This window comes from Pyrobaculum sp., assembly GCF_049971835.1.
GTDB lineage: Archaea > Thermoproteota > Thermoprotei > Thermoproteales > Thermoproteaceae > Pyrobaculum.
This window is the reverse complement of sequence record NZ_JBMFKV010000050.1, coordinates 1-12,216: the sequence shown is the minus strand read 5'-3', so window position 1 is coordinate 12,216 and position 12,216 is coordinate 1. Positions and strand designations below refer to the sequence as shown.

10 protein-coding genes are annotated in these 12,216 nt (G+C 59.2%); 7 read left to right on the top strand and 3 right to left on the bottom strand.

The window, feature by feature from the left end; translation table 11 throughout:
• Positions 1-98 precede the first annotated feature (98 nt).
• Positions 99-1,391, bottom strand: a complete 1,293-nt coding sequence (locus ACP5J3_RS06055) for a vWA domain-containing protein (RefSeq protein WP_428494850.1) — start codon at positions 1,389-1,391, stop codon at positions 99-101.
• Positions 1,391-2,497, bottom strand: coding sequence for an AAA family ATPase (locus ACP5J3_RS06050; RefSeq protein ID WP_428494849.1), 1,107 nt, complete (start codon positions 2,495-2,497; stop codon positions 1,391-1,393). The genes ACP5J3_RS06055 and ACP5J3_RS06050 overlap by 1 nt, the downstream gene beginning before the upstream one ends.
• 172 nt (positions 2,498-2,669) lie before the next feature.
• Between ACP5J3_RS06050 and ACP5J3_RS06045 the strand changes: the two genes are divergently transcribed.
• The 4 genes from ACP5J3_RS06045 to ACP5J3_RS06030 are packed head-to-tail and all read left to right on the top strand — an operon-like array spanning position 2,670 to position 9,019.
• Entirely contained in the window at positions 2,670-3,941 is a 1,272-nt protein-coding gene (locus tag ACP5J3_RS06045; protein ID WP_428494852.1) for a DNA double-strand break repair nuclease NurA, read from the top strand.
• Positions 3,938-5,764: a helicase HerA domain-containing protein gene (locus ACP5J3_RS06040; RefSeq protein WP_428494848.1), complete on the top strand. Its 1,827-nt coding sequence runs from the start codon at positions 3,938-3,940 to the stop codon at positions 5,762-5,764. Before ACP5J3_RS06045 ends, ACP5J3_RS06040 begins: the two co-directional genes overlap by 4 nt.
• The gene (locus tag ACP5J3_RS06035) at positions 5,761-6,918 is read left to right on the top strand and encodes a DNA repair exonuclease (RefSeq protein WP_428494847.1); all 1,158 of its coding nucleotides are present in this window, start codon (positions 5,761-5,763) and stop codon (positions 6,916-6,918) included. Before ACP5J3_RS06040 ends, ACP5J3_RS06035 begins: the two co-directional genes overlap by 4 nt.
• The gene (locus ACP5J3_RS06030; RefSeq protein WP_428494846.1) at positions 6,911-9,019 is read left to right on the top strand and encodes an AAA family ATPase; all 2,109 of its coding nucleotides are present in this window, start codon (positions 6,911-6,913) and stop codon (positions 9,017-9,019) included. The genes ACP5J3_RS06035 and ACP5J3_RS06030 overlap by 8 nt, the downstream gene beginning before the upstream one ends.
• Positions 9,020-9,127: 108 nt before the next feature.
• Here ACP5J3_RS06030 and prf1 read toward each other — a convergent pair whose 3' ends face one another.
• The gene (gene prf1, locus ACP5J3_RS06025) at positions 9,128-10,294 is read right to left on the bottom strand and encodes a peptide chain release factor aRF-1 (protein ID WP_428494851.1); all 1,167 of its coding nucleotides are present in this window, start codon (positions 10,292-10,294) and stop codon (positions 9,128-9,130) included.
• A 72-nt stretch (positions 10,295-10,366) separates the two neighbouring features.
• Here prf1 and rpsJ point away from each other — a divergent pair, with 72 nt between their 5' ends.
• The 3 genes from rpsJ to ACP5J3_RS06010 form a co-directional block, all read left to right on the top strand.
• Positions 10,367-10,687 carry a 30S ribosomal protein S10 gene (rpsJ, locus tag ACP5J3_RS06020; protein WP_148682845.1) on the top strand — a complete coding sequence of 107 codons (321 nt, stop codon included), beginning with the start codon at positions 10,367-10,369 and terminating at the stop codon, positions 10,685-10,687.
• A gap of 30 nt (positions 10,688-10,717) precedes the next feature.
• Positions 10,718-11,518 (top strand): 5'/3'-nucleotidase SurE, encoded by an 801-nt coding sequence (gene surE, locus ACP5J3_RS06015; RefSeq protein ID WP_428494845.1) that lies wholly within the window; start codon positions 10,718-10,720, stop codon positions 11,516-11,518.
• Positions 11,515-12,216: hypothetical protein (locus ACP5J3_RS06010; RefSeq protein ID WP_428494844.1), on the top strand; the 702-nt coding region annotated here is incomplete at its 3' end. The genes surE and ACP5J3_RS06010, both read left to right, overlap by 4 nt.

The following is a 12,216-nucleotide window of genomic DNA, read 5'->3' as shown; positions in this document are numbered from 1 at the left end:
CAAAGCCGCGGCCTCCTCCACCGTCTTATCCGGCGTAATGGTAATTGGCGGTTTTTTCGCTATGTCTCCGCAGTTCATAGTCATAATTTTCTTAGTGTTTAAATGTTTTTTAGTGCTGTTTTTAATGATTCTGGATTGGCCGTATTTATCTTTATTGTGTTTAGATGGGTCTCTATAGTTTCGTTGTAGCCGCCTATGAGGACGGCCTTGACGTCTCTAAACGTTGCTTTTGCGGTTTTCAACACCTCTGGATGTACCATGTCGTCCTCCCCGTCTGTTATTATGACTAGTTTGTAGTTGTGGAGGCCTTGTTGTTTTGCGTCTCTCACTGCGGTGTGGACCGCGGCTGTTATGTCGGTGCCGCCCAGGGGGAGGACGCGGAGGAGAGATTTGATAATATCTTTGATATTTGTTATGGGTGGGTACACCATCTGGTCAAAGAACCTCAGCACCACCTTCTTGCTACGCCTCATCAGGGCTATGGCGAGAGCTGTGGCCCAGGTAATTTTCTGTGTCATGTCCATGGCGACGCCGTCGTACAACGTGTAGAACATGGAGCCGGACTTGTCCACTAGTAGGTACACCTTCTCCCGGGTGTCGAGCGTCACGTCGTATATCGACAGGGATTTCGTGGCTAGTTTGTAGCCGAACAGCTCGCGGGATTGTATGTAGATGGCTTTGCTTAGGTTTGTGGCTTTCTGCAGGTCGGTGTACGCCCTTATCCTGGTGACCCCCGATATGACGCCGCGCCTCTCGGCGACGGCGCCTTGCTCCACCTCTGGCTGGACCGCGGCTATCATCTCGACGAGGGACTCCAGTATCTTGGCTAGCCTCGCTCTGTAGGGGTCGATGTCGATGTCGAACAGGAGCTCGGCCGCCTCTTTGCCCACCTCGTTGCCCAGGGCCTTGGTTATGGATTTTCTAAGCTTCTCAATGTTTTTAATGTTGCCCATGTAGAAGCGGAGTAGGCTGTTGATCTCCTGGCGTAGCTGCTGGTTTTCGCTGAGTTCTCTCATGTCTTGTTTCTTGTCGTCTACGCCCTCGACGGCGCCTCTCTCTATGCGGGAGAGGAGGCTGTTGTAGGCTCTTAGGAGCTTTACCGAGGCGGATTTGGAGACCTGGTAGTTGTATCTACTTATTTTTGATATCTCCTGGTATACCTCTGTGGATAGGTAGGACTTGACGAAGAGGTGCCACAGCGCCTCCTCGTCGCTGGGGTTTTCTCTCAGTATGGGAGTTCTGTAGTGTATGTAGAAGGAGTCCGCTATGATCTCGTTGGAAATCTTGGCCAGCTTCAGGGGGATGCCAAGGCGCTGGAAGTACTTCACAATTTCGTGTACCCGGAGGCGGGTCAGCTCGTCTTTATAGTCTACGTTGAGGAGGACGCCCATTATACCTGGCTCTTCAGCATCTCGAGGGTGGATTTAATCTCCTCTATCTCCACCTGGAAGAAGCGGTAGGTCACCGGGTCGGCTACCGACTTCTCGAAGAGTTCATAGGCTTCTTTGAGCTTCTCCTTAGCTATGGACAGGGCGTTGTTGGATATTAGTGCCTTTATTTCGTTGACCATGTCGTAGAGCACCGAGAGGTTGCCCGGCATGTGGGTGGCTAGGAAGGACTCGTACTCGGAGAGGTCTTCCCTGTCTTTTACCAGGTATTTCAACACCTTTAATGTGCCCGCCCTCACCACGGCGGCGTCTATGTCGGGGGGTCTTATCCCCAGCACGGTGAGGTAGGAGACGACGTATAGGGGTATCTTGACGCGGGTGCGGTTTGATATGACGACATGGTCTAGGTATGAGGCGACTATGGGGGATATGTGCTTCACGAGGGTGTTCATGTTTTCGTAGACGTAGTTCTGGACGTATTCGTTTAGCTTCTTGACTTCGTCCATGGACATGATGGGGGTTAGGTTTTCGTACTCCCTTCTCAGCCTAAGCCCGGCTTTGATCAGCTCCTCCGTCTCCTCCGGGTTGGCGTATTTAGTGAAGACGCGGAGGGGAAATCTGTCGTAGAGGGCTTGTAGCTCCTCTTCGTCTGGTATCCTGTTGGTGGCGCCGAAGACCGTCCAAGTCTTGACTGGTATTATGCTCCCCCCGTCGTATATCACCCTCTCGTTTAGTATTGTGAGCATGGTGTTGAGTATGGCGCTGGAGGCGTTGAATATCTCGTCGAGTAGGGCGAAGTCGGCCTCGACGATGGAGTTGGTGTATATCCTCTTGACGTTGCCCTTTAGGAGCTCGACGACGTCTATGGGGCCGATGACCTCCTCAATCTCTGTGAATTTGGTGAGCAACCTGTAGAACCACCTGGCTTTGAGCAACTTCGATGTGGAGGCGACGAGCATCGTCTTGGCGGTGCCGGGGGGGCCGATGAGGATGAAGTTCTCCCTGGTGAGGACGGCGGTGAGGCTGGCAGTGACCTCGTCGCTGAATTTAAAGAAGAGGCTGTCTAAGACTTTCCGGACTTGTACAATTCTCTGTAGCAAATCCTCCACATGTTTCACTGGAGTTTGCTTAAAATATTTTGCCTCTCTGGGGGCCAGCGCGGCGTGGGCCCGGCGTTTTGGACGTTGGTTTTTGAAAGTTTTGGCCTACTCTCCTGAGGTATGCTTATGTCCCAGCTATATAAGTCTTGTAGATAGAATAGCTGTGGATCAGTTTTTCGACATGTTTATAGCGTCGGCTAGGGGGAGGTTGCGCGAGTATTTGCTAAAACGCTCTAGTGAGGAGTACCCCATCGACGCGTTGGCCGATAAGATCTTGTACAGAGCGGTTGGCGGGGAGGCCTCGGAGGCGCGCACCGCCGGGGTGGACGGGGGGATAGGAGTGGTGAGGCTCGCCAACGGGCATCAGGTAATCCTCGCCAGAGCCGCCGCTGTTGGGCCGGATTTCATCGAGAGGGAGTTCATGGCCGACGTGGCCTCTGTGGACTCCAGCTCTCTGCCCTGGGCCTATCTGGTAATCGCCGAGTCGCTGGCTGGGGTACGGGCTTTGGAGAGGCACGGCGTCGACGTCTTGCTTATGGACGGCTCGCTGTACGCCAAAGTGGTGAGGCTTGTACACAACCTAATCCTGGCCAGGGAGTTCCAGAACTTGTACTACGTGCCGGAGCTGGCCACGGCGCTGTACACCCTGGCGCGTCTTTTGAGGACGGCGCGGGAGAGGGGGGCGAGGCTTGTGTTCGTGTCTAAGGACCACAGCTACAAGCTTCTGAAGGAACACGTCATTTTTGAAAAGCTGAGCGAGCGGTGGAGCGACTACGTGTTTCAGAGGGGTCTTCAGTGGTATTCCGTCCTCTGGATCCGGCGGTTTAGGAAAGAGCTTCTCGACAAGTACAAGATGGCGAGGTCCTACGACTACGAAGGCGCCAGGTTGCTGGCCCTCTTAATAACGCCCTCTGTCACAGATTCGGAGCTACTCGCCCGGGTGTTGCCAGAGGGGCACTACACAGTCCCCATGCTGGTGGGGGGTTGCGACGCGTATATGAACTACAAGGGGCTCTCCACAGTGGAGAAGTTGGTGAAGGCGGCTGAGGATAGGCTTGAGGATTCCCTCATCTTCAGGCTGAAGGATCAGTTTAGCCAAAACGTGGTGGAGTACGTAAGGGAGGCCCTGGAGGAGGTGCCCAAGATCTACTTCTTCTACGTGAGGCTGGGGAGGGACGACGCCCCCCTCCTGGTGGAGGTTCCGGCGGATGGAACTAAGATGTTCGACGGGGCCTCTGTAAAGGCCTTCTACCCACCTGCGAGGGTGGAGTACGTGGTTGGCCTCTTGGCGAGGCAATACAGAGACCCGCTTCACTACAACACGTGGCTGTGGTATGCCCACTCCGTGGCGTCTTTCAAGGGGAGCCAGCTGTCCGAGTACGCGGTGTACATCAAGAACATGGCTGAGGAGCTGGGGATGGCTAGGAGGGTTAAGATGGCCTGGGGGTTATGAGAATCGGCTACGTAGTGGCCACGGCGACGCCCTTCGAGTTCGTGGCGACGCTTGACCCCGAGAAGCCCATCAGCCTGTACGACTACGTAGTGGTTGACCACGTGGAGTACGATCCGGGGAGGGGGGAGCACGTCTCGGCGCGGCTCCTGGGGCAGATAGTCAAGCTGTACCGGGACCCCTACTCAGCCAAGAGGGACCTCCCCCTGTACAGCGTAATTAGAGACGTGTCTGAGAATATCCTGGAGGTGCAGATAGCGGTGGTGAAGGTGCTGGGCTACGTAGAGGGGGGCGAGCTGAGGCAACCTAAACAGCCCCCCAGGATAGGCGCCTCCGTCTACCTCGCCGAGGACGCCGACGTGGAGGAGCTTTTCAGAGTCGAGAACGGCCTCTGCGTGGGCAGGCTCGCCAGCCGGGACGTGGAGATCTGTCTAGACCTCAACGGAATAAAGAGACACATTGCAGTCATAGCGGCGACTGGTAGCGGGAAGACTTGGTTCTCCGTGGTCCTCATAGAGGAGTTGTTAAAGAAGGGCGCCAAGATCGTGGTTATCGACCCCCACGGCGAGTACGTCCCAATTAGAGACAGCATCCACCGCCTAGGCCCCTACACGGCGAGGGTGGTGAAGGTGGCGGAGCACCACGTGGGGGACTTGATGTACAAGATCGGCGTCCTCGACAGCGATCCAGAGGCTTTGGCAAACGCCGCGGGGGTGCCCCCCGGCGCTAAGAAGATTAGATACGCCATATACCTCGCCTGGTCCTACGCCAAGAAGGTCAAGAAGGCCGCCGGCAGGCCCGTGGGCCTCGCCTTCCTTAGGCGGGTTCTCTACACGGCGATGAGGGGGGAGGGCGCGCTTAACAAACTGTTCCAGCAGTACAAGGTAGAGGGGGACTTCCCCATGTCCGACCTCAAGCAACTAGCCTCTAAAGATCGCCACGCTGTGTTCAGCGCGTTGACTTATTTAAAGAGGCTCCAGAGGCTGGGGGTCTTCGCCCCCCGCTCCACGCCCCTCGCCAAGATGCTGGGGGACATCACCATCGTCAACCTGGCGGGGGTCAACGAGGAGGTGCAGGACTACGTGGTGGCGCATCTCGTCAACAGACTGTTCCAGGCGAGGGTGAGGCACGTGAGGGGGCTGAGGGGGGTGAAGTTGCCGTGGCCCGTGGTGCTCTTCGTAGAGGAGGCTCACCGCTTCGCCCCGCCTAAGTCTCTGCGGAAGACCAGGTCTTACGAGGCGCTGTCCCGGGTGGCGTCTGAGGGCCGGAAGTTCGGGGCCTACCTAGTGGCCATCACCCAGAGGCCGAGCAAGGTGGACCCCGACATAATTAGCCAGTGCCAGAGCCAGGTGATTATGCGCATCGTCAACCCGAGGGATCAGGAGGCCGTTAGGGAGAGCAGCGAGTTGCTCGCCCAGGAGTTTCTGGAGAACCTCCCGGGGCTCGACGTGGGGGAGGCTGTGGTGCTGGGGCCCCTGGTGAGGCTCCCCGTTGTGCTGAAGGTGAGAGACAGAGTGCTGGAGTACGGCGGTGGGGACATAGACCTGGCGGAGGCGTGGCGGGTGGATAAAACCGCCGACGTGGCGCAGCTCTGGCGGAGGCTGTACAACTCGGCGCCGGGCCCCGGCGTAATGCTCTCCGCGGCGAGGCTCAAGGTGGTGCAGAAGCTGAGGGAGGGAGGCCGCATAAAGGTGAAGCTACTGGAGGGGGATAGGGAGGTGGAGGTGGTGGTGGAGGACGGGAGGCCCACGTGTAGCGTCTGCGGCGCGGGGAGGCCCTGCCACCACGTCTACAAGGCGCTGGAGGAGGTGGTGGAGGTTTTATGAAGATTCTACACATCTCCGACGCCCACCTGGGGAGGGCGCAGTACGGCCTCCCGGAGAGGGAGGAGGATTACTACAATGCCTTCCGCGAGGCCTTGGCGAGGGGGAGGTCGGCAGACGCCGTGTTGGTGACGGGGGATCTCTTCGACACGAGGAGGCCCCCGACGAGGGCGGTGCTCCGCTTCGTGGAGGCGGTGGAGGGCGTCGGGGTGCCCATATACCTCATCGGGGGGAACCACGACTTCAGCTACGTGCGGTATAGGGCTGAGGCGGAGGGGTGCGCCGGGGGGCACTGCCACGTGGATACCGTGTTGAAGTTGCTCGACAGGCTGAGGCTGGGGAGGCTGTTGTGCTGGGACTCAGCGGATCTAGGCGGCGTGTGGATATTCGGTGCATGCGCCACGCCACGGGACTACGCCGGCGAGTACAAGAGGCTGTTGCAGAGGGCCCCGCCCGGCGCCGTCTTAGCCATCCACCAAGCCATCGAGGGGGTAAGGGCGAGGTACCCGGCCGAGGAGGACGACTTCACAATGCCCCAGTCGGTTTTCCAGGGGCTCTCCCACCTCCACATAGCCGCCGGGCACGTCCACGACCACTTCGCTAGGCACCCCCTGGGTGCCGTCTGGGCGGGGTCGCTGGAGGTGTGGGACGTGGGGGAGTTCGAGACGTGGGACTACGCCGGTGGGTTTGAGAAGAGCCAGGAGAGGGCGCCTAAGGGCGCGGTTCTGATAGACGTGTCTGGGAGGGCGGTGTCGCTTAAGGCAATACCGTTGCCGGAGAGCAGGCCGCTTTACCGGGTGAGGCTCCACGTAAGGGACGCCGGCGAGTTGCAGAGGGCTGTGGAGGAGGCGGCCCGGCTTTTCGACAAGCCAGGTGCGGTGGTTAGGGTGGAGGTGTGGGGCACCTTGGAGGAGGGCGTGAAGACTAGGCAACTGGCGGCTTTCTTCACCAAGGCGTTGCATGTAGACGTGGCGGACCGCTCCTCCGCGCCGCAGAGGGCGGTGGCTCTCCGGGGCTCGGCCATGGAGGAGTTGTGGAGGTTGATGCGGGAGAGGCTGGGGGACGGCGCCGAGGTGGTGGTTAAGGCTATGGAGTATCTGAGAGAGGGGGAGCGGGAGGCGGCCTATAGACTTGTGCTCAAGGCGCTGTATGATTAGGCGGGTTGAACTTGTCAACTTCAAGGCGCACGGAAAGGCGTCCATACGCTTCGGCGAGGGGGTGAACTTCATATACGGCCCAAACGGCTCAGGCAAGACGTCGATAATGGAGGCCGTCTCAGTCGCCCTCTTCGGCTCCCAGTGGGTTAAGAGGGTGGGGGGGAGGTGGTCTGACTACCTCAGAAGAGGGGCCACGTCGGGGGAAGTGAGGTTGCACCTCGTCCACGCCGGGGCCGAGCTTCTCGTGGTAAGGAGGTTCGGCGAGGGGGGCACCGTCCCCTCCGGCACGTACCTCGCGGTGAACGGCGCCGTGGTGGCGAGGGGTGACAGCGACGTAACCGCCGCGCTCGCCGCTAGGCTGGGGCTGGGGATCGAGGAGTATAGACAGCTACTCTACATCCGCCAGGGGGAGCTCCGGCGGATTCTACAAGAGGCCGAGTACCTAGACCGGGTGCTGAGGCTAGACGAATTCGACAAGCTAGACGAGGTGCTGAGGGAGGTGTTAAACGAGCTCAGGGCCAGGAGGGAGAGGGTGGGCGGCAGAGCCGAGGAGCTTGAGAAGAGGGCCCAGTTCCTTAAGACCCGCGTAGACGCCCTTAGGCGGGAGCTCGCCGAGCTGGAGGAGAGGCTGAGGGGGCTTGAGTCTGTTAAAAACCAATACGCCGAGGTGAAGGAGAGGTACGCCAAGCTGAGGGAGCGCCACGCCTCCCTGGCGAAGGAGAGGGAGGCGCTCGAGAAGAAGCTGGAGGAGCTGGCCCAGACCTCCCTCGACGCTGAGAGGGAGATCGAGCGTCTAGAGGCGGAGCTGGGGGAGATAAGGAGGGCGAGGGAGGAGTTGAGAAGCCTCCCACAAATCGGCGACGTGGAGAAGGAGTATTTCGAACTCCGGCAGTTGGTGGCGGCCGCGGAGAGGGTGCCCCAGGAGGTGAGGAGCTACGACCCGGCGAGGCTGGAGGAGGCGAGGAGGAGGGCAGAGGACGCCACTAGGCGGCTGGCCGAGGTGAGGTCTAGGCTTGAACTGCTTAGAGACGTGGTGAGGCTGGCGGGCCGCGCCGAGGGCGGCGTGTGCCCGGTGTGCGGCTCCCCCCTCCGCCCAGAGGCTGTTAAGAGGCACGAGCTGGAGGTGGCCGGGCTGGAGAGGGAGGAGAGGAGGCTGGCGGAGCTGGTGGAGGAGCTGAGGGGGGAGGTCAAGAGGCTTGAGGCGCTTGACAAGCTCTACCACGCAAACAAGGACTACGTCAAGGTGGACCTCGCCGCCGCGAGGAGGAGGCTGGCGGAGCTGGAGAAGGCCTACAACGAGAAGAGAGAGGTGGAGAAGAGGCGCGCTTACCTAACCGCGCTGGCGGAGAGAGAGGGCGATGTGGAGAAGAGGCTGGCGGAGGCGAGGAGGAGGCTGGCGGAGGCCGAGGCCAAGATTGGGGAAGTCGGCGAGAGGCTCAGGGAGGTGGAGAAGGAGGCGGAGGAGGTGGAGAGAGAGCTGAGAGAGACCGAGGCTACGTACAGCCAGCTGGAGGAGAAATTCAAGGAGTACAACATATTATCCGGCCGGGTGGACACGCTACGGCGCCAGCTTGAGGAGGCCGAGCGCGAGCTGGGCTCCATAGCTGGGGAGCTGGAGAAGGCCAAGACGGAGCTCGCGAAGCTAGACGGCGCGCTGGGCAAGGCCAAGAACATGCGGGCGGCGCTGGGCGAGGTTAAGCCCATGGCTAGGCAGATACTCCTCCGAGCCATAAACGAGGAGCTCAACCACGTATTCCTAAAACTGAGACACAAAGAATCCTTCAAGTCGGCGCATTTAGCCGACTCCAACGGCCGCTACGTGGTGAGGGTAGCCACACCCACCGGCTACATCGAGCACGGCCTGCTGTCGCTGGGAGAGCAGAACCTACTCGCCCTCTCGCTGAGAGTCGCCCTGGCGAGAGCCCTCCTCGGCGGGGCCCCCTTCATGATGTTCGACGAGCCAACCGAACACCTCGACGAACACCACCGCAGAAAAATTGTAGAACTAATCCGAGAACTCACCTCAGTGGTCCCCACAGTCATCGTAACGTCGCACCTAGGCGAATTCGAAGAAGTAGCCGACCAAGTCATCCAGCTCTAGGGTTTTCACTCCAAACGCCGATAGGAGAGGTCGAGGTCTCTACAAAGCGGCGGGCCGGCGGCCGCGCGGCGTCCCCCCCCCCCCCCCGGTAACTGCCGCGTGCCGGCTCTACTGCGCCGCCTCTGCCGCCTGGGCCATCTGTTGCTCAAAGACCCAGACCGGCGTAGATAGTATAGCCACGTAGCCGCCGAAGGCCTGCATCAGGGTTTTGGACTCCTCGACGCCGCGGGGTATCACCTCCACCCTCACCCCCTTCTCCTCGGCCTTCATCACGGCCTCCAGCACAGCGTCTTCGCCCAGCTCCTCCGCCACCACCACCACCTCTGCCATGCCGGTTTCCAAAGCCTTGAGGGCCCTCTCCCTGCCGTATACGAGGTAGTCGCTTTTCTTCACCGCGTAGTACATAACCCTGTCCATAACCTCCTTAGCCTTGACATATTCGCTCTCCTTAAGCGCCTCCTGGGCGTTTCTGATGGCCTCGGTGACGCCGTACTCATTGGCGCAACAAGCCGGCACGACCGCTAGGATCTTGTCCTTTAGGCGGTAGTCGAGGCCCCCCTCCTCTAAGAAGTCCTCCTTGGTGGGGCCGGGGCCGCCCACGATTATCCCCTTCAGCGTGGGTATCTGGAGAAATATCTTATTCACCTCCTCGGCCACAAGTTTATAGAAGGTCTCAGCTAGGTGCTCCGTCTGCCTCTTGTAGCGGTTCGCCGACTGGCCGCCGGCGCTGTGCTTACCCGGGACGAAGAACTCCACTGTCTTAACCACCTCCCACTGGCCCCCCTTGAGGAGGGCGATCACGGCCTCCCCCCTCTCCACAACCACTATGCCGTAGACGACGCCGGCGTGTAGCTGATCCTCCAAAATCTCGGTGTGGAAGGCGGTGTCGCATATGTACTTGAAGGTGTTTATCGGCTGGGGCGGCACCACGACGTAGTAAACCCACTCGTAGTTCCCCTGGTTAATCATGTGGAAGCCTGCGAACACCGCCATGCCGTTCTCCGGCGCCTTGGCCTCCCCCTTCAAGTTATTCGTAATCCGCTCCAAGGTGTCCTGGACGTGTGTCCTCGTAGTCTTGTCCTTTATGTTAGAGGCTGTCGACCACTCAGACCTGAGTAGGTTGAGTACGTCGGGCATGGGCCTCTCTGCGTTTATGTACAGAGTGATTAGGGTAGTGGCGTAGCCCCTAAACTTTTTAAGCAGGTTGATAAATGCCCTGAGCTCCACCGGCGTCTTGATGTAGTAAACGCCGTTAGGCGGCCTGTTCATGCCCAGAAACCGCGGATGGGCTATATAAAATTGTTGGTGTGTGAAAAGGTTTATAAACCTCGGAATTACAGCACGGCCATGTCTCTAGCCGCGAGGAGGAAGGTGAGGATAAGGCTCTACGGCACCAACCCCGCCGACGTGGAGCAGGTGGCCCGCGAGATCGTCGACTTGGCTAAGAAGATGGGGGTGCAGGTCAGGGGGCCTATTCCACTGCCCACGAGGCGCCTCGTGGTGACTGTGAGGAGGGCGCCGTCTGGCCAGGGCTACCACACCTACGACCACTGGGAGATGCGCATATCTAAGCGCCTAATCGACATCGAGGCCTCCGAGAGAGTCCTCAGGAGGCTGATGACGATTAGGGTGCCCGACACCGTCAAGATAGAGCTTCAGCTCGTCTAAACCAATAAATACCTCTAGTCCTCCTCCTACGTGAGGATACTTGTCACCAACGACGACGGCATCCACAGCCCGGGCCTGCGGCTTCTCTACCAATTCGCCGCGGCTCTGGGGGAGGTGGACGTGGTGGCGCCCGAGTCGCCGAAGTCTGCGACGGGGCTCGGCATCACCCTCCACAAACCCCTGCGGATGTACGAGGCCGACCTCTGCGGCTTCAAGGCGCTGGCCACTTCCGGCACACCTTCAGACACCGTCTACCTAGCCACCCTGGGCCTCGGCAGGAGGTACGACCTGGTGCTGTCCGGCGTGAATCTAGGCGACAACACCTCGCTACAGGTTATACTCTCCTCCGGCACGCTGGGAGCGGCGTTTCAAGCCGCGCTCCTCGGCATACCGGCGCTGGCATACTCGGCATACGTCGGAGACTGGGGGGAGGTGCTGAACGACAAGGAGGCCTTGGAGATAATGGGATCTGTAGTGGTCTCCTCAGCCAGCTTTGTCTTGAGGAGGGGGATGCCGCGGGGCGTCGACGTGATTAGCATAAACTTCCCCCAAAGAGTCAAGAAGGGGGTGAGGGCCCGGCTTGTAAAAGCGGCGAAGCTGAGATACGCACAGCTACTGGAGGAGCGGACAGACCCCAGGGGGGTTAAGTACTACTGGCTATACGGCAGGGACCTAGCCCCCGAGCCCGACACAGACGTCTATGTAGTTCTGAGAGAGGGCAACATAGCCGTCACGCCCCTCACACTTAACCTAAACGCCCTAGACTCAGAAGCCAAGGCCGACGTAGACGCCGTCGAGGACTTTGTGGAGTACGTAAACGCCTCACTATGACGTCTATAATAAACTACGCGACAACCATAGCGCTGGCGCTGGTCATAGCCGCCGGCGCCTCTCTAATCTACGTGCTGTACGTACACACGACGACACCTCCAACGACGCCGAGTGCTCCAGCCCCGACGCCCACGGCCCCCACACAGCCAAAGCCGAGCAACACATCTACATACACTCCGAAGACCACAACGACGCCAGTCGCGACGCAGTCGCGCGTCTTAAGCGTCGTATTGTACGTCTCTCCACCTGAGATAACTAGATGCGCAGGGATTGGAGGCGACTACGTGTACTACTTTAACATTACAGTTGAAAGAACCAGACCAGAGGACCCGGTCACAGTCTACAACTTTAAGGCTGTGACTCAAAACGCCACACTTGACCTACAGACAGCCTCGGTGCTCGCCCTGGAGAGGGAGTACTTCAAGCCGTATCTAATAAACGAGACCCAGAAGCTGGGCGTACTGAACATATACCTAGAGCTAATCTCTGACAAACCACTCGACATAAGAGTGGTGAACTACCTAGGCGTCAATTACACGATAAACAGGTTTGTCTACGTCTCATGTATAAAGATGGTGAAGCTGAGCGGTGCCCACGACCTCATCCTACTCGGCCCCGGCACATTTCGATTAATTCCCACGGACCGCACCTTCACAGTGGAGATAAGTGGCCTTCCCCCAGGTAGATATAGAGTGGTG